Raw genomic sequence first — 21,835 nt, 5'->3', positions numbered from 1 at the left:
ATGGGCCGTGCTCACGAAAGCTGGTAGGAGGCTCCAATCTTGCCGTCGGGCGCAGCGCTTCTGATCTCGTGGATCGTGACCGCCGGCGTGTGGCTCTTCGTGCACGTCCTCGCGACGGTGAAGCTGCTGCGATCGGACGCGATCGATCGACGCACGAAGTCGCTCGGGCTGGTGCCGCTGGCCACGCCGTACGTCGCGTGGAAGGCGGGCGCGCGCGTGTCCGCGGTGCTGTGGGCCGCGCTCGCGGTGCTCTACGTGGTGCTTCGCGCCATGGGCTGAGGCACGTCCAGACTCGGCGCGCACGCTCCGGGCTCCAGCAGGCGCGCCGCTTCGATTGACACCCCCCGAGTGGTTCCCTACGTTCACCGCGTTTCGGAGGTGCTCATGGCCGGCAAGAACGTGCTCGTGGTGAACGATCTCAACTTCGAGAGCGAGGTGATGAACTCGGACCAGCCGGTCCTGGTGGACTTCACCGCCACGTGGTGCGGGCCCTGCCGTCAGATCGCGCCGTTCATCGATCAGCTCGCCGACGAGTACGCCGGGCGCGCGAAGGTCGTGAAGCTCGACATCGACGAGAGCCCCAGCACCGCGGCGCGCTTCGGCATCCGCGGCGTGCCCACGCTCTACGTGTTCAAGGGCGGCCGCATCGTCGCGCAGCAGCAGGGCGCGGCGCCGAAGACGATCCTCGCGCGCCTGATCGACACCGGCATCGGCGCCTGATCGATCGCCGCTCCGTGGAGCGCGAGAGACGCCCTGGTCCCGCGAGGGATCAGGGCGTCGTGCTCTGGAGCTCGCGGAGCCGCTGCTCGATGCGCTGCTGGCGCTCCTGCTCGCGCTGCATCGACGCGCGATAGAGGAACCCCGCGGCGACGATCGCGATCGCGATCACGACGGCGCCCGCGATGATCGCGTAGCTCGTCCACGAGGTCGCGCGTCGCGCGGGCCGGGCGCGCGGCGCGGCAGGCGCGGCCGGCGCGACGGCGGGGAGCACCGGCGCCTGCGGAGGCGGCGCGGGCGCGCGCGGCGCGGGCTTCGATGCGTCGAAGAGCACGGGGCCCGGCGCGATGATCTCGCCGCTGTCCATCGCGCGCGGACGCGGGATGGGCTTGATGTCGGTGGGAAGCGGCACCGGCTCGGGGTCGCGCGCCGGGCGGCGTCGCGCGGGACGTGCCGGCTCGGGCGCGGCCGCGGGCGCGGCGACGACCGCGGGGACGACGACGGGCATGCCCACGGCGGTGGCCTTCGCGCTCGCGATCTTCGGTGCTCGCGCCGCGGGGGCGGTGGCGCGCAGCTCTTCGAGATCGTTGGGCGCGAGCTCCTGCGTGATCTGCGCGGAGCGTCGCTTCGGCGGAGCATCGGGCTTCGGGGCGTCGAGCGCGATGCCGAGCGCGGCGCGCACGAGGCGCGGATCGAGCTCGTCGCTCATCGTGTCGCGCGGGCCGAGCTTCGCGCCGGGATCGGTCTTCGTGTCGAGCAGCTCGAGCTCGGCGCTCGCGAGCGGATCGGCCTCGGCGGCGAGCGCCGCGCGGACGAGGCGCGGATCGAGATCGCCCGCTTCGGGGAGGTTCCCGTCGGCGTCGAGCGCGACGTGGCGCGCGGTGTCGCGCGACGCGACCGCCGACATGCCGGGATCGGTGGGGAGGCGCTCGTCGCTCTGGATCATCGCCTCGGTCGAGCGCGTGAGACGCTCGGTCGGCGGATCGCCGAACGTCGGATACGACGAGCTCGTGCGGCGCGACGGATCGGTCGGCGAGCCCTCGAGCTCTGCGACCTGCGTGGTCTCGTCGGTGGTGGTGGACGCCGCGACGTGGAAGCTGTCGCGGTCGACCTGCGGGATGGGGAGCCGCGCGAGATCGGCGAGCGCCGAGACCAATGCGTCGAGCGTCGGGGGCCGCGCGGCGGGATCCGCGTCGAGCACGCGCACGAGCTCGACACCGACCGGACCGAGCGCCGGCGGCGGCGCGACGCGGCGCATGTCGACGCCGCGCCCGATGAGCGCTTCCCAGGCGATCGCGGCGACGCCCCAGCGATCCGACGCGCGGCCGCCGAGACCTTCGGCGACCTCGGGAGCGAGGCCGTGGCGCAGCCCGGGCTCGCGCTCGAGCGCGCTCTGCACGAGCTCACCGGAGAGCGCGGAGAGCAAGAAGCCGCCGGTCAGGAGGAGCCCGTCGGGATCGACCCAGACGCGATCGGCGCGCACGTCGCCGTGCCAGAAGAACTCGGGGATCGATGCGATCGCGGCTGCGAGGCGCGCCACGACGGGGAGCACCTCGCGGGGCTCGAGCGTGCCCGCGCCCTTCGCACGTCGCGCATCGAGCACCGCGCGCAGCGAGGTGCCGCGCGGCCACGGCTCGACGGTGAGCACGAGCGTGCCCTCGCGATCGACGTCGCGCAGCGGCGAGATCACGCGACCTCCGCCGCCGACCAGCGGGCGCATGCGCTCGACCATCCCGCGCGCATCGCGCTCGCCGAGGAGGCCGGGCGCGGTGCAGCGCAGGAGGATCGGCGCGTCGCTCTCCTGGTCGAGGCCGCGGTAGGTGAGGACGAGCGCGTCGCTCGCGAGCGCTTCGACGATCTCGTAGCGCTCGGCGAGGACCTCGCCCTTGCGGGGAGCACGACCGCCGGGCGCGCCGGTCACCAGCGTCGTGTCACTCATGGAGCGAGGACCTCGAGGGATCGTGGCGCGCGCCGCCCGCTCGCGTGAGCCCATCCATCGGGCCTTCGAGGGTATTCGAGGGCCGCGCTCCCCGTCGAGGGGCGTCCGCGGAGCGCATCAACGCCGCCCGAGCCCGGTCGAGCCGAAGCCGCCCTCGCCTCGCGCAGTCGCGTCGAGCGCATCGACGACGTCGATCGCGACGCGCGTGACCGGCGCGACGACGAGCTGCGCGATGCGATCGCCGTGACGGATCACGTGCGGCTCGCGGCCGTGGTGCACGAGGATCACCTGGAGCTCGCCGCGGTAGTCCTCGTCGATCGTGCCGGGCGCGTTGAGCACGGTGATGCCGTGACGTGCGGCGAGACCGCTGCGCGGGCGCACCTGCCCTTCGTGGCCGGGTGGGAGCGCGATCGCGAGGCCGGTCGGCACGCGCACGACGTCACCGGGACGCAGCTCGAGCGGCGCATCGAGCGCGGCCGACAGATCGAGCCCCGCCGCGCCTTCGGTCGCGTACACGGGAAGCGTCGCGTCCTCGCGGAGTCGCTGGATCCGAAGTCGCTCCATCGTCGACACCCTTCATCAAAACGGCGAACGCCCCGGAGCATTGCGCGCCGGGGCGTTCGTCGGGATTGCGCTCGTCGCGCGATCAGTCGCTGTCGCGGTCGTCGCGCGGGCGGTCGTCGCGCGGACGATCCTCGCGGGGGCGATCCTCACGCGGGCGGTCGTCGCGCGGGCGATCCTCGCGCGGACGATCGTCGCGCGGGCGATCGTCGCGCGGGCGATCGTCGCGCGGACGATCATCGCGCGGGCGATCGTCGCGCGGGCGATCATCACGCGGGCGATCACGATCGCGATCACGCGGGCCACGGTCGCGATCGCGCGGGCCACGATCCCGATCACGCCCACCGCGATCACGATCGCGGCCGCCGCGATCACGATCGCGATCACCACCGCGGCTCTCGCGGGGCTCGCGCGCCGGACGCTCCACCCAGCCCTCGGGCTTCGGCAGCAGCGCCTTGCGCGACAGGCGCACGCGGCCCGTCTGATCGATGTCGGTGACCTGCACCTCGATCTCGTCGCCGAGGTTCATGATGTCCTCGGTCTTCTCGACGCGCTCCCACGCGAAGTCCGAGATGTGACAGAGGCCGTCGGTGCCCGGCATGATCTCGAGGAACGCGCCGTAGGGCTCCACGCGCTTCACGATGCCCTTGTAGGTCTTGCCGACCTCGGGCTCGGTGGTCAGGCCGCGGATCATCTCGAGCGCCTTCTCGGCCGCCTTCGGATCCGCCGACGCCACGTGCACCGTGCCGTCGTCCTCGATGTCGACCTGCGCGCCCGTCGCCTCGACGATGCCCTTGATCGTCTTGCCGCCGGGGCCGATCACGAGGCGGATCTGGTCGGGCTTGACCTTGATCGTCGTGATGCGCGGCGCGTACTTGCTGAGCTCCGGGCGCGCCGCGGGCATCGCCTCGAGCATCTTGTCGAGGATGTGAAGCCGCGCGTCCTTCGCCTGCGCGAGCGCCTGCTCCATGATCGCGCGGCTCAGGCCGGCGATCTTGATGTCCATCTGGATGCCGGTGACGCCGCGCTTGGTGCCACAGACCTTGAAGTCCATGTCGCCGAGGTGGTCCTCGTCACCGAGGATGTCCGTGAGCACCGCGTAGCGATCGCCCTCGGCGATCAGGCCCATCGCGACGCCCGCGACCGGCGCCTTGATCGGCACGCCCGCGTCCATCAGCGAGAGCGTCCCGCCGCACACCGTCGCCATCGAGCTCGAGCCGTTCGACTCGGTGATCTCGCTGACGATGCGGATCGTGTAGGGGAACTCTTCCTTGCCCGGGACCATCTTCGCGAGCGAGCGCTCGGCGAGGTTGCCGTGGCCGATCTCGCGGCGACCGGGGCCGCGCATCGGCTTCACCTCACCGACGGAGTACGCCGGGAAGTTGTAGTGCAGCAGGAAGCGCTTCCAGGTGTTGCCCTCGAGCGCGTCGATGCGCTGCTCGTCGCTCGTGGTGCCGAGCGTCGCGGTGACGATGCCCTGCGTCTCACCACGCGTGAACAGCGTCGAGCCGTGCACGCGCGGGAGCAGGCCCATCTCGATCGAGATCGGACGCACGGTCGTGAAGTCACGCCCGTCGACGCGGCGCTTGTCCGTGAGGACCTGCTCGCGCATCGAGACGTACTTCAGATCCTCGTACGCCTCCTTGATCTCCTTCTCCTTCTCGGCGCCGAGCTCGGGAAGGAGCGCCGCCACGATGTCCTTCTTCACCTTCTTGAAGAGGTCGTAGCGCTGGTGCTTGACCGGCGTGTTGATCGCCTTCTTCACGCCCTCGCTCGCGACCTGCGCGACGCGCTCGGCGAGGCCCGGCGTCTTCGCGGGCGGGGTGAACGACCACTTCGGCGTGCCGACCGCCTCGCGCATCTGCTCGACGAGCTGGATCGCGGGCTGGATCGCGTTCTTGCCGAACCAGAGCGCCTCGACGAGATCGCTCTCGCTCATCTCGTCGGCCTCGCCCTCGACCATCACGATCGCGTCCTTGCTGGCCGCGACGACGAGCTCGCAGTCGCTGCGCTCCTGCTCGGCGTAGGTCGGGTTCGCGACCCACTTGCCGTCGACGCGCCCGACGCGCAGCCCGCCGATCGGGCCCGCCCACGGGATCGACGAGATGTGCAGCGCGGCGCTCGCGCCGAGCATCGCGAGCACGTCGGTCGGGTTCTCCTGATCGAACGAGAGCACGGTCGCGATGACCTGCACCTCGTTGCGATAGCCCTCGGGGAAGAGCGGACGGCAGGGACGATCGATCAGGCGCGAGACGAGGATCTCGGCGTCGCGCAGGCGACCCTCGCGCTTGAAGAAGCCGCCCGGGATCTTGCCCGCGGCGAACGTCTTCTCGACGTACTCGACGCTGAGCGGGAGGAAGTCGATGCCGGGGCGCGGCTCGGTGGTGCCGCAGACCGTCACGAGGACGATCGACTCACCACACGTGACGAGGCAGGAGCCGTGCGCCTGCTTCGCGATGCGGCCGGTCTCCAGCGTGATGACGCGGTCGCCGACCTTGACGTTCTCTCGGATGAACTGGGACATGAAGAGACACTCCTCGAACGTTGCCGGTGTCGCGACGCGGAGGGGTGCTCGGTCCTCGGTTCCAGGCCTCGAACGAGATCACGACGAGGGATGTCGTCGTGCTCGAGGGCTCGAATCGAAGTCCGAACGCTGTCCCTTCTCTCGCGGACGCGCGCCGGCGCTTGGGTGGATGGTTGGAACGACGAACAGATGGTCGCGGAGACGGAAACGAAAAAGCGGATCCCTTCACCGCCATCTGCGGTGCCGGGACCCGCTCTCTCGCTACACGCTCCAACGACCGAGGATCACTTACGGATGCGCATCACTTACGGATGCCAAGCGCGCCGATCACCTTGCGGTAACGGTCGACGCTCTCGCGACGCAAGTAGTCGAGCAGACGACGGCGCTGGCTGACGAGCTGCAGGAGACCACGACGCGAGTGGTGATCCTTCGCGTGCGTCTTGAAGTGCTCGGTGAGGTACTGGATGCGCTCGGTGAGCAGCGCGATCTGCACCTCGGGCGAGCCGGTGTCGCCCTCGTGCTGGCGGAACTGCTCGATGATCTGCGTCTTGCGCTCGGGGTTCAGAGCCATGCGGAAAATCTCGGGAAACGGGCCAAAAACGAGCGGCCCGGGAACGTCCAGGGCCCTGAAAGTCGGCGGAGTATGCGGGGCACCCCCCTGGGCGTCAAGCACGGGTCCGTGGCCGGGTAGGACGGTGGCGTGACAACTGGAAAGTGTCAGACTCGCCGTCGCCTTCGGTGGGAAGAAGGGGAGGATTATGCGGAAACGGCTCGGTTTCTTGGCCTGTGCGATCCTGGCTCTGGCGGGCTGCGGTGGTGACGACGACGGCATGACGGGTGGCGACGACGCCGGCACGCCGGACTCGGGCCCGCCGCCTGCGGCGCTCACGGGTGACTGGTCGTGCGTCGGCTCGCGCACTGCTCCGACCCCCGGGGCCGCGTCGACGTTCACCGCTCACGTCTACGACTTCCAGAGCGGGATGAGCAGCAACGTCGGTGGCGTGGCCGTCGACTACTTCCCCGACAACGTCGTGGCCGAGGGCTGCTCGGGCACCTGCGTCCGGACGACTCCGGGCGCCGACGGGAACGTCGCGGGGCTGATGGGCATGGAGAACGCGTGGTTTGCGTACCGCGTGGCCGCTGGCACCGGTAGCGGTGGCACCACGCCGGTGCTGACCGTCGGCTACAACCGCGCGGTCCCGGCGAACGGCGGCACGACGCAGCTCCCGAGCGTCTCGAGCATGACGATCGGGTTCATCCCGACGCTGTACATGCGCTCGCGCCTTCCGGGCACGGCCATCGTGTCGGGCACGCTGACCGACTGCGCCGGCGCGCCGGCGGCGAACGCGCAGGTTCGGATCTTCCGCGGCGGCACGGAGCTCGTCACGGGTCCGGGCTCGACCGACTTCTTCAGCGGGTACTTCAACGCCGCGAACCTGCCGGACAGCAATCGCACGGCGACCAACACGAACGGCCTGTTCGCGGCGGCGAACGCCGAAGCGACGGACGAGCCGCTGCGCGTGGAGCTCTGGGGCGTGCGGACCGAGGGTATGCCCGCGGAGCGCGTCGCGTGCGAGGAGATCGAGGTCTTCGCGGACGCGGTCACGATCGTGAACGTCGGCCCGCTGCGCAACGACTACGCGTCGGGCTCGGGCTGCGGCGGCTGATCGCCGAGGCAACGTGAGCATCGCGGAGGCCGGCGTCGGAGACGACGCCGGCCTCTTCGTTTTCGGCGCCTATGATGAGCGGCGTGCTCGTTCTCGATCTCGAGCGAGAGCTCTCGGTGCCGCCGGCCGTCGCGTTCGCGCTGGTGTCCGAGCCGGATCGCATGAACCGCTGGTCGGAGGCGCGCGTCGAGCGCGTGCTCGGGGGCGACGCCGGACATCCCGGCGGGACCGGCGCGCTGCGGCGCGTGCGGCCGCGGATGATGGGCCGCGAGGTGGTGCTCGAAGAGGTGATCGAGCGCGCCGAGGCGCCCGGGCTGCTCGTCTATCGCGTGCTCGCGGGCGGCGGCGTGAAGCAGCATCGCGGGACGATCACGATCACGCCGAGCGCGCGCGGGTCGCGGGTGCACTGGCGCGTCGAGGCGACGCTCGCGGCGTTGCCGCTCGAGTGGGCGGCGCGCGCGGCGCTGCGTCCTTCGCTCGAGCGCAGCCTCGATGCGATGGCGCAGGTCGCGACGGAGATGGGCGATCACGTCGAGGTCACGCTGCCCCCGCCGCGCTCGCTCGACGAGCTCGCGGAGTCGCGCGCGCTGGCGCGCGAGGCCGAGGCGTGCATGGAGTCGCAGCGCGCGTACGCCGACGAGCTGCTCGAGCGCGACGACGATCGCGGGTGGTTCGCGCGCGTCTACGAGCACGTCACCGAGGGTCAGCTCGTCGCGTGCGCGGCGGGGCGCTTCGATCATCCGGCGTGGGTGCTGCGGCTCGTGATCGCGTTCCACGCGCTGTGGGAGGAGAACCTCGCGATCCGGCTCGGCGAGCGCAGCGGAGACGTCGAGGCGCACTGGGTGAAGGCGCATCGTCGCGCCGAGACGGCGTCGCGCGGCGAGGCGACGATGTTCGTGCGCGCGATGCGATCGATCCACGCGGGGATGCGCGCGCACATCGAGGACGATCTGCCGCGCGCGATCGCGAAGGTGCACCTGTCGAGCTACGCGGGGCGCGCGGACCTCGCGCGCTTCCGCGCGGACTACCTGCGCATGGGCGACATCTTCCTCGACGCATCGGCGAAGATCCGCGACGTGCTGCCGCGCGAGGCGTGGACGCGACGGGCGCGCGTGCTCGACGTGCTCACGCCCGACGGGATGCGCGGCGCGCTGATCGAGAAGCGCTACTACCCGATCGCGCGCCGGCGGCGCGAGGCGTTCGAGCGCGCGGTCGGGCTCGTGCGCGTGCTCGGGTAGTCATTCTTGGTTGGTCGACCAATCAACTCCGTCGAACATCGCGCGCTCGTCCATCAGGGGGCTCGGATCGTGCGCGCCGTCGCGCGGGTGCAGCAGGCGAAAGTAGACGGTCTCGCGGGTGCGGAGCGAGAGGTTGTCGGACGCGCCGTGCGCGAGCAGGTGATGCGCGAGCACGACGTCGCCCGGCTCGACCTCGAGCTGGCGCGGAGGGCCGGCGTCTTCGGCGCGGATGCGATCGAGCAGCGCCTCGGCGCCGTTCGCGGCGAGGAACGCGGGCGCGTCGAGCTCGCGGAGCATGCGCGCGAAGTGGCGATGCGAGCCGGGCCACACGACGAAGTTGCCGCGATCGGGGCCGCGCAGCGGCGTGAGGTACACGCCGCAGAGGAGCGTGTGTCGGTGCACGGTGCCGTGCGGCACGTCGTTGAGCGACGTGGGAAAGCCGTCGAGGTGGAACCCGTGGCGTGCGTCGACGCGCGCGCGCTCGGGGAAGCGGAGCGCGATCTGGCCGCTCTTCGCGCGCGGTGACTCGGGGACGCCGAAGAGCGCGGCGATCGCGGGGTACGCCGGATCGAGCAGCCCGACGATGTCGGGATGGCGCGTGATCGACGGGCAGAACGTGCTCGCGAGGAAGCGCGGCATCTCGCCGATCGACTCGTCGCGATCGAGCGCGTCGGCGATCCGCGCGCGCGCCGCGCGGATGCGTTCGGTGGGAACGCACGCGCGGAGCACGAGATAGCCGTCGCGCGCGAACGCGGTGCGCTGTTCGTTCGTGATCATTCGCGCACCAGCGCGTCGGCCTCGCTGTCGAGGCGCAGCACGATCTCGCGCAGCGCGTCGGCGCCCTCGCGCAGCCCGAAGCGCGAGCGGATGTACGCGTCGCTGTTGGTCAGCACGATGATGCTCACGCCGTCGTCGCCGACGTAGAGCAGCGTCGCGCCGCCGTTCGTCGCGCCCGAGTGGTGCATGTACGCGCGGCCGCGGATCGTCTCGATCTCCCACGCGAGCGAGCGATCGCCGGCGATCTCCGGGAACGGGACGCGCCGCATCTCGGTGGCGAGGGCTTCGCGCAGCACGCGCACGCCGTCGAGCTCGAGGCCGCGCGACACCGCGCGCGCGTAGCGCGCCATGTGGACGATCGACGCGCGCATCGAGGCCGCGGGATAGAACGCGTAGCCGCCGTGCTGGAGCGCGGTGAAGCCGCGTCGCTCGCTCCACGAGTACGGCGTCGCGATCATCGAGACGTCGACGTCGGCGAGGAACCACCCGGAGCCGTCGAGCCCGAGCGGGTCGAGCAGGCGCGCATCGCTGCGCGCGCGGAAGTCCTGCTCGGTGATCGCCTCGACGAGCGCGCCGAGGACGGCGAAGCCTGCGTTGCAGTACTGGTATTGCGCGCCGGGTCGCGCGTCCCAGTGATCCGGGACCCCGACGTAGTCGCGCGAGAAGTCGGAGAGCGCGACGTCGGGATCGGTGCCCGCGGTCGATGCCATGCCGAGCACCGTGAGCTGATCGCGGAGGCCCGACGTGTGCGTGAGCAGCATGCGCGCGGTGACGGGCACGTCGGGGAACGCGGGGTTGCGCACCGCGTACGGGAGGTACTCGTCGAGGGGCGCATCGAGATCGAGGAGGCCGTCCTCGACGAGCTGCACGACGAGGATCCCGGTGAACGTCTTCGAGATCGACGCGAGCACGAAGAGCGTGTCCTCGGCGACGGGAACACCTTCGCTCGCTTCGCCGCGCAGCATCGTGAGCGCGGTGCCTTCGCGCGTCGTGATCGCGGCCGCGAGACCGCGGATGCCGCCGGCGCGCATCTGCCAGTCGACGAAGCCTTCGAGATCGGCGGGCGGCGGACCGGCGTCGAACGGGGTCGCGTCGACCGCGCGAGGCGTGACGGCGTCGGTCGGGACCGATGCGTCGAGCGACGCGAGCTCGAGGTCGCCACAGGCCGCGAGCGAGAGCGCGAGGAGCGCGACGAACGGCAGGCGCATGCGAGCACGAGGATAACGCGTTCACGCGCGCGCTCGCGCGGAGCCCGCACGAACGGAGGGGCTCCGCTACCAGCCTTCGTTGCCGGTGCCGCGCTCGATCGTGAATTGCCCGGCGGGACCTTCGTGTAGGAGGCCGCCCGCGGGCGCGTCGCGCACGACGACGTCGCTCAGGGACAGGCGGCCGCGCGCGTCGCCGCGCACGTGGATGCCGTGGCGCGTGGGCGAGGTGATCGTCACGCGCGACATCGAGGCCTGCGCGATGCGGCTCCCGTCGGCGCCCCACGACTGCAGGTCGAGCCCGAAGTAGCTGGGATCGTCGATGTCGACGTCCTCGATGGCGATCTGGCTCAGGTCGACCTGGAACGAGAAGAGCTTGAGCGCGCCGTGCTCTTGCCCGAACGAGACGCCGCCCGCGCGCAGCAGCGTGTTTCGCGCGACGCGCGTGGTGCCGCCGAACGCATGCTGCGGATACGGGCCACCGATCTGGATGCCGGGGAACGTCAGCGTGTCGATGCAGACGTTGTCCTCGATGCGGTTGTCCGCGCCGCCGTAGATCGCGAAACAGTTCGCGCGCCAAGGGAGCTGCGCGGTGTTGCGATGGAACACGTTGTTCGTCGCGACCGCGCCCGGCGCGGTGTAGGCCCAGACGGCGAGCGCGTCGTCTCCGGTGTAGCGGAGGTGCGTGTTCACGACCTCGGAATTGCTCGTACCGTTGCAGAAGTTGACGCCGTCCGCGTAGGTGTTGCGAATGCGGCAGTCGGAGATGACGAGGCCATTCGTCGGGCCATTCGGAGGGCTGTCGAGACCGACCCAATAGCCGACCTCGACGTGCTCGATCCAGATGCGATCGAGGCGCGAGCCGGAGCCCGCGCTGCCGTTGAATCCATTGCTGCGCTTCTGTCCGTCGCGAACGCGTGTGTCGCCGAAGAGCGCGAAGTCGGAGAACACGCACTCGTTGCCTGCGCAGTAGAAGCGCGCGCCCGAGCCGTGGATCGTGGAGTGCCACATGCCGGCGCCGCGGATCGTGTTGCGGTCGGTGAAGAAGCCCATGTCGCGCGCGGGCGCATACGAGGTCTCGAACGTGCCCGCGGGGATCCACACGCCACGCGACTCGGCGCGACCTCGGTCGAGGCACGTCTGGATCGCGTCGCCGTCGTCGGTCGCGTCGTTCGGCGTCGCGCCGCAATCGTCGACGATCGAGAGGAAGCCGTCGGGACGCGGCAGCGGGTCGGGAACGAGCTCGAGATCGACGAGATCGATGACGTAGTGGTCGGCCGTGCTCTCCGCATCCATCTGGATGCGGACCGTGGCGCCAGCGGGGATGTCGCCGATCAGCGCGCGCGACTCGTCGTAGAAGTGGAACGGACTACCGCGCGCGGGATCGTCGGAGGGATGATTGGGGCCTCCGTTCAGCCATGAATTCAGATCGTAGAACCACGAATATCGAGACGTGACCGGCAGTCGGTGACGCAGGGTGTCATTCACGTAGATGCCGATGGTCGAGTCGATCCCGCCGCCGGTGGGCGAATCGGGGATCGAATATCGCACGACGATCGAATTCGCGCGGCGAGCGGCGGTGAACTCGACGTAGTCGCCGGTGTCGTCGAGTCGCACCGCACGTCGTCCGGAGGACTCGGCCTCGATGGTGCCGACGTCGCGTCGATCCTCGAGAACGGTCGCGTTGGTGCGGCCGGCCTCGGCCTCGTACTCGTCCCAGGCGATCGTGGCGCCGCGACCGACGGGCGGGACGACTGGGCCACCGCCGTCGGGGTCGAGCGGAGCGCCGCCGCCGTCGACGTCGTCGAGCGCGCTCGCGTCGTCGTCGCTCGGCGCGGAGCCTCCGTCGCTCTCGAGACGTCCGCCATCGGCGCGCGGGCTGACGAGCCCACCGGCGTCGGTGCGCTCGAGGTCGCCGATGTTCCCTGGAGCGCACGCGATCGAGACACCGAGCAGCGCGAGCACGAGCAGGTGGCGCATTCGCCCTTTCCTCGCGCGCGGGAGAGCAGCGCGCGCGGCGACCGCGTTGCAAAGGTGCGTCCAGCCCGGCGGACGCGAGCATTCGCGGAAATCTGCGGGGTGCGGAGCGTGCGCTGCGCATGCGGAGCGCTCTGCGCTCCGCGCGTGGAGCCCGCGGGCCTCAGCCGGCGATCGGGATCAGATCGCGGAGCAGGCGCGCGCGCTCGCGGGCGAGCGGGATGCGCGGCTTCTCGGGATGGCTGAGCGTGAGCTCGAACGTGCCTGCGCCGCTCGGCTCCATCGCGGCGATGCGATCGAGGCGCACGAGGAAGCCGCGGTGCGATCGGAAGAACACGCCGTCGGGCAGGCGCTGCTCGAGCGCGGAGAGCGTGAGGTCGAGCGCGTATCGATCGTTCTCGGTGACGGCCCAGACGAGCTCGTCCTTCACCTCGAACCAGACGACGTCGTGGATGTCGACGACGACGTACGCGCCGCGACGGCGCACCGCGAGCCGCGTCAGCGGCGCACCTTCGCGCGGCGGGGGCTCGCTCGGGCTCGCTCCCGAGCCTTCGGTCAGGCGGGCGCGGACTCGCTCGATCGCCTTGCGCACGCGATCGAGGCGCGCCGGCTTGAGCAGGTAGTCGACGACGCCGACCTCGAAGCCGCGCAGCGCTCCGTCGTCGTGCGCCGAGACCATCACGATCGCGGTGCTGGGACGACGCGCGATCACCGCCTCCGCGAGCGCCAGGCCGTCGGGCCCGGGCATGCGCAGATCGGCGAACACCACGTCCGGCGCGTGCTCGCTCAGCAGCGCGAGCGCCTTCGCGCTGCTCTCGGCCTGCGCGACGACCTCGACGCCGCCGATCTGCTCGAGCGTGAAGACGAGCTCGTCGCGGGCGAGCGGCTCGTCGTCGACCACCAGTGCGCGGATCGTCGTGCTCATCACGCGTTCGCCCTTTCTTCGATCGATGCGAGCACCCGAGCGCCGCTCGACGTGGTCTGCGCCTCGAGCGGCAGCTTCACGGACGCGCGCGCGCCCATCGCGCCGACGTCGAGGTCGATCGCGGCGCGATCACCGAAGAGACGACCGAGACGCTCGCGCAGCGTGGCGAGCGCGATGCCGCTGCCCTTCTCGTTCGCGGGGACGGGATCGCCCTCGCACGCGTCCTCGACCTCGATCACGAGCGAGTCGCCGTCCTCGTGCGCGCCGATGCGGATCGTGCCGGCACCGCTCCGTCGCGCGACGCCGTGGCGGACCGCGTTCTCGACGAGGGGCTGGAGCAGGAGCGCGGGCACGCGATGCGCGCGCAGCGCCGCGGGCACGTCGATGTCGACGCGCACGCGGCCTTCGCCGAGGCGCGCGCGCTCGATCGCGAGGTACGCGCTCGCGTGATCGATCTCCGCGGAGAGCGGCGCGTCGTCGGGGTGCGAGAGGAGGTAGCGATAGAGATCGGCGAGGTCGCTGACGAGCTCGCGCGCGGCCTCGGGATCGCGCCGGATCGTGGCGCGAATCGCGGTGAGCGCGTTGAAGAGGAAGTGCGGCTCGAGCCGGCGGCGCAACGCTTCGAGCGCGGCTTTGTCGGCCGCGGCGCGTGCGTGGGCGAGCGCGACGCCGCGCTCTTCGCGCGAGATGACGAGGCGCGCGACCATCACGAAGAGCGTGACGCCCGCGCCGTTGACGACGAGCTTCACCAGGTGCGCGGGCCACGCGGGCAGGTAGCGCTCGGCGTAGCCGAACGCGACGAGGCCGACGCCGACGACGAAGAGGTGCACGCCCTGCACCGCGATCGCGGTGAAGAAGACACGCGGGCCCTCGACCCACTCGGGCTTGCGCTCGGCGACGACGCCCGCGAGCACTCCGTCGACCACCGACGCGATCAGCACGTAGGGCGCGGTCTGCGGATCGACCTGGAACGCGTAGAAGAGGCCGCCGCCGAGGCCGGCGAGCAGACCCGCTTTCCAGCCGCCGAGGATCGCGGCGATCAGGATCCCGATCGCGCGCACGTTGATGTCCTCGCCGGCGACGTGGAGGCCGAGCGTCGCGCCCCACACCGAGAGCCCGAACCCGAGGCCCACCGCGGCGAGCTTGTCGACGCGGCGACCGACGCCGAGGAGTCGATTGCGCAGCGGCGGGAAGAGCACGGCCACCAGCGCGGCGGCCGCGAGGAGCCCCATCTTCTCCGCGAGCTCGACGAGCAGCGTCGGCGGCGTCATTCGAGAGCACAGCGTAGCAGCGGCCCGGGGCAGCGAGCCCGCCGTTCGGGCAGCTCGGAAGACCGTTCGCGCCGACACGACGACGCGGCGCGCACCTCGGCGCGCGCCGCGTCCACGCGGATCAGAAGCCGCAGGTGCGGCCGCGGTTCTGCTCCTCGAGGTACTGCATCAGGGGGCGGTAGTACTCGAGCATCGGCTCCGCCGTGAGCTCGCGGCCGGTGTGCTCGACGAGCACTTCCTGCCAGTCGCGGCTCGCGCCGGGCGACATCACCGCACGGAGGAAGTCGCCGACCTCGCGACGACCGTAGTAGTTACACGCGCGCGGATCCTGCTGGAGGATGTTCCGGCAGATGTGATCGTGGAGCTGATAGAGCACCACGTTGGCGAGCGCGTAGTCGTAGTACTGCCCGGGATCGTCGTTGATGTGCGTCTTCGTGCACGCGTCGCAGCCCTCGGCGGGGCGCTCGGTCGGCGGCGCGATGCCCTGATAACGCGCGACGTGCTCCCACCAGCGGCGGTTGATCTCCTCGGGCGGGAGCTCGCCCGCGTAGAGATCGCGCTCGAAGTGGCTCATCACGCCGGCCGACCACGGCAGGAACGTGATCGGCCCGGTGAGCGCGGAGTCGAGCAGCCAGCGCATCTCGTCGATCTCCTGGCCCTCGGCGAGGAGACCGATCTCGCGCAGATAAGGCTCCTGCGATGCCGCGAGAGAGATCAGATCGCCAATCCCCTCGTGGTAGCTGCGATTGGCACCCTCGCGCAGCAGATAGGGCACCTCGGGGCGCGAATACGAGATGTAGTAATAGATGTGCCCGAGCTCGTGGTGCGTCGTCGTGAACCACTCCCACGTGGGCTCGACGCTCATCAGCGAGCGCACGTCGCTCTGCAGGTCGACGTGCCACGCGCTCGCGTGCGCGTTCTTGCGGCGCGTCTCGCCCTCGGGCACCGGATAGAGGTCGCTCTGCTCCCAGAACGACTGCGGCAGATTGGGGAAGCCCATCGAGACGTAGAAGCGCTCCGCCTGCTGCACGATCCACTCGGGCTCGCGCGACGAGACGAGCGAGTCCATGTCGATGCCCTCGACCAAGCCGGGCCAGCTCTGGCCCCAGCGATTGCCCAGCCAGTGCGCGGGGATCAGCGTCGGGACCTCGCTCTGGCCGTAGCGCTGCGCGAGCTCGTGACGCGCCCAGCACTGGAGCTGCGCGTAGAGCGGGCGCACTTCGTCCACGAGACGATCGAGGAGCGCCATCATCTCCTCGGTCGTGAGCGAGTAGTTGTCGACCTGGAACGCGAAGAAGTCGCGATATCCCATCTCGCGCGCGACGCCGTTGCGCAGGCCGCGCAGCTCGACGAGGCCGTCGCGCAGGACCGCGCCGACTTCCTTGCTCGACTGCCACGCTCGCAGTCGCTCGTCGAGATCGGTGGACGTTTGCAGGACGCGATCGAGATCGTTCGTCGTGACCGGCTGCGTGCAGGTGTCGCCCTGACGCGCGAGGCAGAACTGGAACCCGTCGAGCCGCGCGCTCTGCTGCGCTTCGGCCGCGACGCGCGCACGCGCGAGATCGGGACGCGTCTGGGGCGCGGACGCGGCGAGATAGAGCATCTGCCGCAGCTGGCGCACCGTCAGCGGATCGAGCTGGTCCTGCACCTCGAGGAGCGCGCGCGCGCGGCGGATGACCTCGGCGTTGCCGGCGAACGCGGCGAACGCGGTGTCCGCGCCGGTGCGCTGGCCGGTGTGCTCCTCGGAGACGTCGGTCGCCGCGACCCAGGCAGCGCGCGCCGACTCGGTGTAGAGCGCGACGTAGATCGGATCGTAGAGCGCGAGCAGCTCGTCGGCCTGGGCCTGCGGGGAGAGGTCGGCCGCGCTACGTGGAGCGGGCGCGCTACCGGCGCACGCGACGCTCGCGAGCGCCGCGATCACTGCGAAGAATCGTGAACGCATGGCGCGCGAACTTGCCAACGCAGAATCGCGAAGACAAGCACAGCGCGACTTCCAGCCAGGGGGTGTGAGAGATGCCGCGTGAGGTGCTCGACGAGTCGAAGATCCATCCCGCAGTGCGCGAGAAGATCGCCACGCATCACCGCGACATCGTCGACGAGGTGAAAGCCGCCGTCGCGAAGCACGACGTGGTGGTGGTCGGGATGTCGGTGAACGCGAACCCGCGGCGCGCTCGCGCGCTCCTGAAGAAGCTCGGGATCGAGCACGAGTACCTCGAGTACGGCGGCTACTTCTCGCTCTGGCGGCGTCGCAACGCGCTGAAGATGTGGACGGGTTGGCCCACGTTCCCGATGATCTTCGTGAAGGGCACGCTCATCGGGGGCGCCGACGATCTCGAGAAGCTCGCGGAGAGCGGCGAGCTCGCGAAGACGCTCGGGCGCTGAGCGGGGACCAAGAGTCGGCTCGCCCGCTCCGGGCCCCTCTGTCTGCGTGCTCCGCACGCTCGCGTGCGGGCCTGCGCCGGCGAGCGCTCCCGCTGACGGAACACCTGGTATGGTGTTCAGTCCCATGTCCGCTCCGTCGTTCCATCCCGCGGTCCTGCGTTGGTTCGAGCGCGCGCTGGGCGCACCGACGGCGCCGCAGCGCGACGGCTGGGCCCATGTCGGCGCCGGTCGGCACGTGCTGATCGCGGCGCCGACCGGCTCGGGCAAGACGCTCGCGGCGTTCCTCGCGACGATCGACGCGCTGGTGCGCGAGTCGCGCGCGCACGCGCTGCCCGACGAGACGCGCGTGCTCTACGTCTCGCCGCTCAAGGCGCTGAGCCACGACATCGAGGTGAACCTCCGCGCGCCGCTCGACGGCATCGACGCAGCGCTCGCGGAGCTCGGCGAAGGCGGGCACGGCATCCGCGTCGGCCTGCGCACCGGCGACACGCCCGCGAAGGAGCGCGCGAAGGCGAGCAAGCGCCCGCCGCACGTGTTCGTCACGACGCCCGAGTCGCTCGGCATCCTGCTCACGAGCGCGAGCGGGCGAAGGATGCTGAGCACGGTGCGCACGGCGATCGTCGACGAGATCCACGCCGTGGTCGGCAGCAAGCGCGGCGCGCACCTGGCGCTCTCGCTGGAGCGCCTCGTCGATCTCGTCGGAGGACGGCTCCAGCGCGTCGGGCTCTCCGCGACGCAGAAGCCGATCGAAGAGGTCGGGCGCTTCCTCGTCGGCGCCGCGGGCGTGTCGAGCGAGGGCGCGCCCGACTGCGCGATCGTCGACGTGGGCCACGCGCGCACGATCGATCTCGCGCTCGAGATGCCGGACTCGCCGCTCGAGGCGGTGATGGCGAACGACGTCTGGGGCGAGATCCACGCGCGCCTCGCGGCGCTGGTGCAGGCGCATCGCACCACGATCGTGTTCGTGCCGCAGCGTCGGCTCTGCGAGCGGCTCGCGCGCGCGCTCGGCGAGATCCTCGGCGAGGGCACGGTCGCCGCGCACCACGGCTCGATGTCGCGCGAGATGCGCCACGAGGCCGAGCACAAGCTGAAGCACGGCGAGGTGCGCTGCGTGGTCGCGACGAGCTCGCTCGAGCTCGGCATCGACGTCGGCCACGTCGATCTCGTGTGTCAGATCGGATCGCCGCGCGCGATCGCCGCGCTGCTGCAGCGCGTGGGGCGCAGCGGGCACTTCCTCGGCGGCGTGCCGAAGGGACGTCTCTTCCCGACGAGCCGAGACGATCTGGTCGAGTCGCTCGCGCTGCTCGACGCGATCACGCGCGGAGAGCTCGACGCCGTGTGCGTGCCCGACGCGCCGCTCGACGTGCTCGCGCAGCAGATCATCGCCGAGGTCGCGGGCCGGGACGACGCGACGCCGATCGACGCGCTGTTCGAGACGACGCGGCGCGCGTGGCCGTATCGCGCGCTCGAGCGCACGTCGTTCGATGCGATCGTGAGCACGCTGGGCGATGCGTTCGGGGTGCGGCGCGGGCGTCGCGGCGCGAGCGTGCACGTCGACCTCGCGACGAACGTGCTGCGCCCGCGGCGCGGCGCGCGCTTGCTCGCGACGAGCTCGGGCGGCGCGATCCCCGACAACCAGAGCTACGACGTGGTGCTCGAGCCCGAGGGCACGAAGCTCGGCAACATCCACGAGGACTTCGCGGTCGAGAGCATGCCGGGCGACATCTTCCAGCTCGGCACCGCGAGCTGGAAGATCGTGCGCGTGCAGCCCGGCGTGGTGCGCGTCGCGGACGCGAAGGGTCAGCCGCCCACCCTGCCCTTCTGGTTCGGCGAAGGACCGGCGCGCACGCGCGAGCTCTCGACGTCGGTGACGCGCTTGCTCGGGGAGATCGACGGTGAGCTCGCGGCGAACGGACCGAGCCACGCGATCGATCGCCTGCGCGCGAGGCTCGCGATCGCGCACGAGCCGGCACGACAGGCGGTCGAGTACCTCGACGAGGCGCGCGCGGCGTTGGGCGTGCTGCCCGATGGGCGCACCGTCGTCGCCGAGCGCTTCTTCGACGAGGCCGCGAACACGCACCTCGTGCTGCACACGCGGTTCGGCGCGCGCGTGAACCGCGCGTGGGGGCTCGCGCTGCGCAAGGCGTTCTGCCGCAGCTTCGACTTCGAGCTGCAGGCCGCGGCGACCGACGACGCGATCGTGCTCTCGCTCGGGCCCACGCACAGCTTCCCGCTCGACGAGGTGTTCGGCTTCCTCAAGAGCTCGCGCGCCGCGCACATGCTCACGCAGGCGGTGCTCGATGCGCCGCTCTTCGGGACGCGATGGCGCTGGGCCGCCACGATCTCGCTCGCGGTGCCGCGCAGCCGCGGCGGCAAGAAGAGCCCGCCGGCGCGGCAGCGCATCGACGCCGAGGATCTGCTCAGCGTGGTGTTCCCCGACGCGCAGGCGTGCTTCGAGAACATCCAGGGCGAGCGCGAGGTCCCCGATCATCCGCTGGTGCAGCAAGCGCTTCGCGACTGCCTCGAGGACGCGATGGACGTGCACGGGCTGGTGGACGTGCTCGCGCGCATCGAGCGCGGGGAGATCACGTGCATCGCGCGCGATCTGCCGCAGCCGTCGGCGCTCGCGGCGGAGATCCTCGGCGCGCGGCCGTGGGCGTACCTCGACGACGCGCCGCTCGAGGAGCGACGCACGCAGGCGGTGATGATGCGTCGCCTCGACGATCGCGCGCGGCTGCGCGATCTCGCGGCGCTCGATCCCGATGCGATCGCGCGGGTGCGCGAGGAAGCGTGGCCCGATCCGCGCGACGCGGACGAGCTGCACGACGCGCTCGGGACGATCGGGTGGATGCGCGACGAGGAGATCGCGCGCGCCGATCACGATGGGTCCTGGCGCGCATCGCTCGCGCGCGAAGGGCGGGTGACGCGCCTCGCGATCGGGGCGTGGGTGGCCGCGGAGCGGCTCGCGGAGATCCGCGCGATCCACCCGGACGCATCGTGGTCGCCGGCGATCGCGATCCCGAGCGCGCACGCGTCGCGCACGATCGACCGCGAGCACGCATTGCGCGAATTGGTGCGCAGCCGGCTCGAGGCCGTCGGCCCGGTGCGCGCGTCGGTGCTCGCGGCCGAGCTCGCGGTGAGCGAGGGCGAGATCGACGGTGCGCTCCACGCGCTCGAGGCCGAGGGCTTCGTGATGCGCGGGAGGTTCGAGTCACAGGAGGCGCTCGAGTGGTGCGAGCGTCGTCTGCTCGCGCGCATCCACCGCGCGACGGTGGAGACGCTGCGCCGCGCGATCGAGCCGGTGACGACCGCGGACTATCTGCGCTTCCTCTTCGAGTGGCAGCACGTCGCGCCGGGGTCGCGCCTGTCCGGCGACGACGCCGTGCACGCGATCGTGCAGCAGCTCGAAGGGTTCGAGGCGCCTGCGGGCGCGTGGGAGGAGGAGCTCCTCGCGTCGCGGGCGATCGGCGAGGTCGGGCGCTCGCTCGACGCGCTGTGTCTGTCGGGGCGCGTCGCGTGGGCGCGCGGCGGTGCGCCGACGCTCGATCAGGATCGTGTGCCCGCGCCGGTGCGCGCGACGCGCGTGGTGCTGCTCGATCGCGGACGGCTCGACACGTGGGCGGCGGTGCGGCCGGCGTGGCCTTCGCTCCCGGATGCATCGCGCGCGGCGCGCGAGATCGAGCGCGTGCTCGATGCGCGCGGTGCGTCCTTCTTCCACGAGCTCGAGCGCGCGACGGGGCTCGATCGCGGCGCGGTCGAGGCCGGGCTCGCCGAGCTCGTCGCGCGCGGCGCGGTGAGCTCGGACGCGTGGAGCGGTCTGCGCGCGCTGATCGCGCCGCAGGCCGAGCGCGGCATCGAGAGCGTCGCGACGGCGCGACGGCGCGGTCCGTCGCTCTCCGCGATGGAGTCGGCGGGTCGCTGGTCGCTGGTGCGGACCGCGGGCGCGCGCGACGGGGAGCGCGTCGACGAGCACGCGATCGAAGAGGTCGCGCGCGTGCTGCTGGCGCGCTGGGGCGTGATCGTGCGGCGCGTGCTGGAGCGCGAGGGCATGGCGCCGCCGTGGCGCGAGCTGGTGCGTGTGCTGCGGAGGCTCGAGGCGCGCGGGGAGATCCGCGGCGGGCGCTTCGTCGCAGGACAGAGCGGCGAGCAGTTCGCGCTGCCCGAGGCCCTCGAGACGCTGCGCGCGGTGCGACGCAAGCCGGCGCGCGGCGAGGCGATCACGATCAGCGCGATCGACCCGCTCAACCTCGTCGGCATCCTCACGCCGGGCGCGCGCGTGCCCGCCATCGCGTCGCACCGGATCGTGTGGTGCGACGGAGTGCCGATCGCGGTGCGCGACGGTCAGGGCGTCCGCGCGATGAGCGAGCCTGCGATGACGGGCGCAGCATGAGCGACACGACCGACGGCGCGTCGCACGTCCCGCTCGGCGAGGGGCTCGTCGTCCGACGGTTGCGTATGCAACCGTCGGACATCGTGCGACTGCGCGGGATCCTCGCGGGCTACGACGGGCTCGCGAGCGCGCACGGCGATCGCACCGGCGTGGTGGTGCTCGTGACCACCACCGATCGCGAGGCCGAGCTCGACGAGTGGCTCGAGGACGTCGCGCGCGAGATCGCGCTCGAGGTGATCGCGGAGTGAGCGACCGTGACCCG

17 protein-coding genes are annotated in these 21,835 nt (G+C 71.5%); 7 read left to right on the top strand and 10 right to left on the bottom strand.

The window, feature by feature from the left end; translation table 11 throughout:
• Positions 1 to 39: 39 nt before the first annotated feature.
• Both DB32_RS12705 and trxA read left to right on the top strand, forming a co-directional pair.
• Positions 40 to 279 carry a hypothetical protein gene (locus DB32_RS12705; RefSeq protein ID WP_053232693.1) on the top strand — a complete coding sequence of 80 codons (240 nt, stop codon included), beginning with the start codon at positions 40 to 42 and terminating at the stop codon, positions 277 to 279.
• A gap of 105 nt (positions 280 to 384) precedes the next feature.
• Positions 385 to 720 carry a thioredoxin gene (trxA, locus tag DB32_RS12700; RefSeq protein ID WP_053232692.1) on the top strand — a complete coding sequence of 112 codons (336 nt, stop codon included), beginning with the start codon at positions 385 to 387 and terminating at the stop codon, positions 718 to 720.
• A gap of 49 nt (positions 721 to 769) precedes the next feature.
• Here trxA and DB32_RS12695 read toward each other — a convergent pair whose 3' ends face one another.
• The 4 genes from DB32_RS12695 to rpsO form a co-directional block, all read right to left on the bottom strand.
• The gene (locus DB32_RS12695; RefSeq protein ID WP_053232691.1) at positions 770 to 2,656 is read right to left on the bottom strand and encodes a serine/threonine-protein kinase; all 1,887 of its coding nucleotides are present in this window, start codon (positions 2,654 to 2,656) and stop codon (positions 770 to 772) included.
• 117 nt (positions 2,657 to 2,773) lie between these two features.
• The gene (dut, locus tag DB32_RS12690; RefSeq protein ID WP_053232690.1) at positions 2,774 to 3,229 is read right to left on the bottom strand and encodes a dUTP diphosphatase; all 456 of its coding nucleotides are present in this window, start codon (positions 3,227 to 3,229) and stop codon (positions 2,774 to 2,776) included.
• Between the two features lie 73 nt (positions 3,230 to 3,302).
• Complete coding sequence (gene pnp, locus DB32_RS12685) at positions 3,303 to 5,741, bottom strand: polyribonucleotide nucleotidyltransferase (RefSeq protein WP_075097515.1); 2,439 nt, start codon at positions 5,739 to 5,741, stop codon at positions 3,303 to 3,305.
• 301 nt (positions 5,742 to 6,042) lie between these two features.
• A complete protein-coding gene (gene rpsO, locus DB32_RS12680; RefSeq protein ID WP_053232689.1) occupies positions 6,043 to 6,312 on the bottom strand; it encodes a 30S ribosomal protein S15 in 270 nt (89 codons plus the stop codon).
• A 259-nt stretch (positions 6,313 to 6,571) separates the two neighbouring features.
• On the opposite strand from rpsO, the gene DB32_RS12675 reads away from it, so the two are divergent.
• Positions 6,572 to 7,408, top strand: a complete 837-nt coding sequence (locus DB32_RS12675) for a hypothetical protein (RefSeq protein WP_053232688.1) — start codon at positions 6,572 to 6,574, stop codon at positions 7,406 to 7,408.
• Positions 7,409 to 7,491: 83 nt separating this feature from the next.
• Positions 7,492 to 8,646 carry a DUF5995 family protein gene (locus tag DB32_RS12670; protein WP_169791431.1) on the top strand — a complete coding sequence of 385 codons (1,155 nt, stop codon included), beginning with the start codon at positions 7,492 to 7,494 and terminating at the stop codon, positions 8,644 to 8,646.
• Here DB32_RS12670 and DB32_RS12665 read toward each other — a convergent pair whose 3' ends face one another.
• The 6 genes from DB32_RS12665 to DB32_RS12640 all read right to left on the bottom strand — a co-directional run bounded on the left by DB32_RS12665 (position 8,647) and on the right by DB32_RS12640 (position 16,743).
• Positions 8,647 to 9,423 (bottom strand): phytanoyl-CoA dioxygenase family protein, encoded by a 777-nt coding sequence (locus DB32_RS12665; RefSeq protein ID WP_053232686.1) that lies wholly within the window; start codon positions 9,421 to 9,423, stop codon positions 8,647 to 8,649.
• Positions 9,420 to 10,631, bottom strand: coding sequence for a serine hydrolase domain-containing protein (locus DB32_RS12660; RefSeq protein WP_053232685.1), 1,212 nt, complete (start codon positions 10,629 to 10,631; stop codon positions 9,420 to 9,422). Before DB32_RS12660 ends, DB32_RS12665 begins: the two co-directional genes overlap by 4 nt.
• A gap of 66 nt (positions 10,632 to 10,697) precedes the next feature.
• The gene (locus tag DB32_RS12655; RefSeq protein ID WP_053232684.1) at positions 10,698 to 12,608 is read right to left on the bottom strand and encodes a glycosyl hydrolase family 28-related protein; all 1,911 of its coding nucleotides are present in this window, start codon (positions 12,606 to 12,608) and stop codon (positions 10,698 to 10,700) included.
• A 160-nt stretch (positions 12,609 to 12,768) separates the two neighbouring features.
• Positions 12,769 to 13,530 carry a LytR/AlgR family response regulator transcription factor gene (locus DB32_RS12650; RefSeq protein ID WP_053232683.1) on the bottom strand — a complete coding sequence of 254 codons (762 nt, stop codon included), beginning with the start codon at positions 13,528 to 13,530 and terminating at the stop codon, positions 12,769 to 12,771.
• Entirely contained in the window at positions 13,530 to 14,801 is a 1,272-nt protein-coding gene (locus DB32_RS12645) for a sensor histidine kinase (protein WP_053232682.1), read from the bottom strand. Before DB32_RS12645 ends, DB32_RS12650 begins: the two co-directional genes overlap by 1 nt.
• A 121-nt stretch (positions 14,802 to 14,922) precedes the next feature.
• Entirely contained in the window at positions 14,923 to 16,743 is a 1,821-nt protein-coding gene (locus DB32_RS12640; protein WP_053232681.1) for a M2 family metallopeptidase, read from the bottom strand.
• 71 nt (positions 16,744 to 16,814) lie between these two features.
• On the opposite strand from DB32_RS12640, the gene DB32_RS12635 reads away from it, so the two are divergent.
• The 3 genes from DB32_RS12635 (at position 16,815) to DB32_RS12625 (ending at position 21,821) form a co-directional block, all read left to right on the top strand.
• Positions 16,815 to 17,183, top strand: a complete 369-nt coding sequence (locus DB32_RS12635) for a glutaredoxin domain-containing protein (protein WP_053232680.1) — start codon at positions 16,815 to 16,817, stop codon at positions 17,181 to 17,183.
• Between the two features lie 124 nt (positions 17,184 to 17,307).
• Entirely contained in the window at positions 17,308 to 21,573 is a 4,266-nt protein-coding gene (locus DB32_RS12630; RefSeq protein WP_169791430.1) for a DEAD/DEAH box helicase, read from the top strand.
• Positions 21,570 to 21,821: a DUF4911 domain-containing protein gene (locus DB32_RS12625; RefSeq protein ID WP_053232679.1), complete on the top strand. Its 252-nt coding sequence runs from the start codon at positions 21,570 to 21,572 to the stop codon at positions 21,819 to 21,821. Before DB32_RS12630 ends, DB32_RS12625 begins: the two co-directional genes overlap by 4 nt.
• Positions 21,822 to 21,835: the final 14 nt, after the last annotated feature.

Source organism: Sandaracinus amylolyticus (assembly GCF_000737325.1).
GTDB lineage: Bacteria > Myxococcota_A > Polyangia > Polyangiales > Sandaracinaceae > Sandaracinus > Sandaracinus amylolyticus.
The sequence above is the reverse complement of the archived record's forward strand: the minus strand, read 5'-3'. Positions and strand labels throughout refer to the sequence as shown.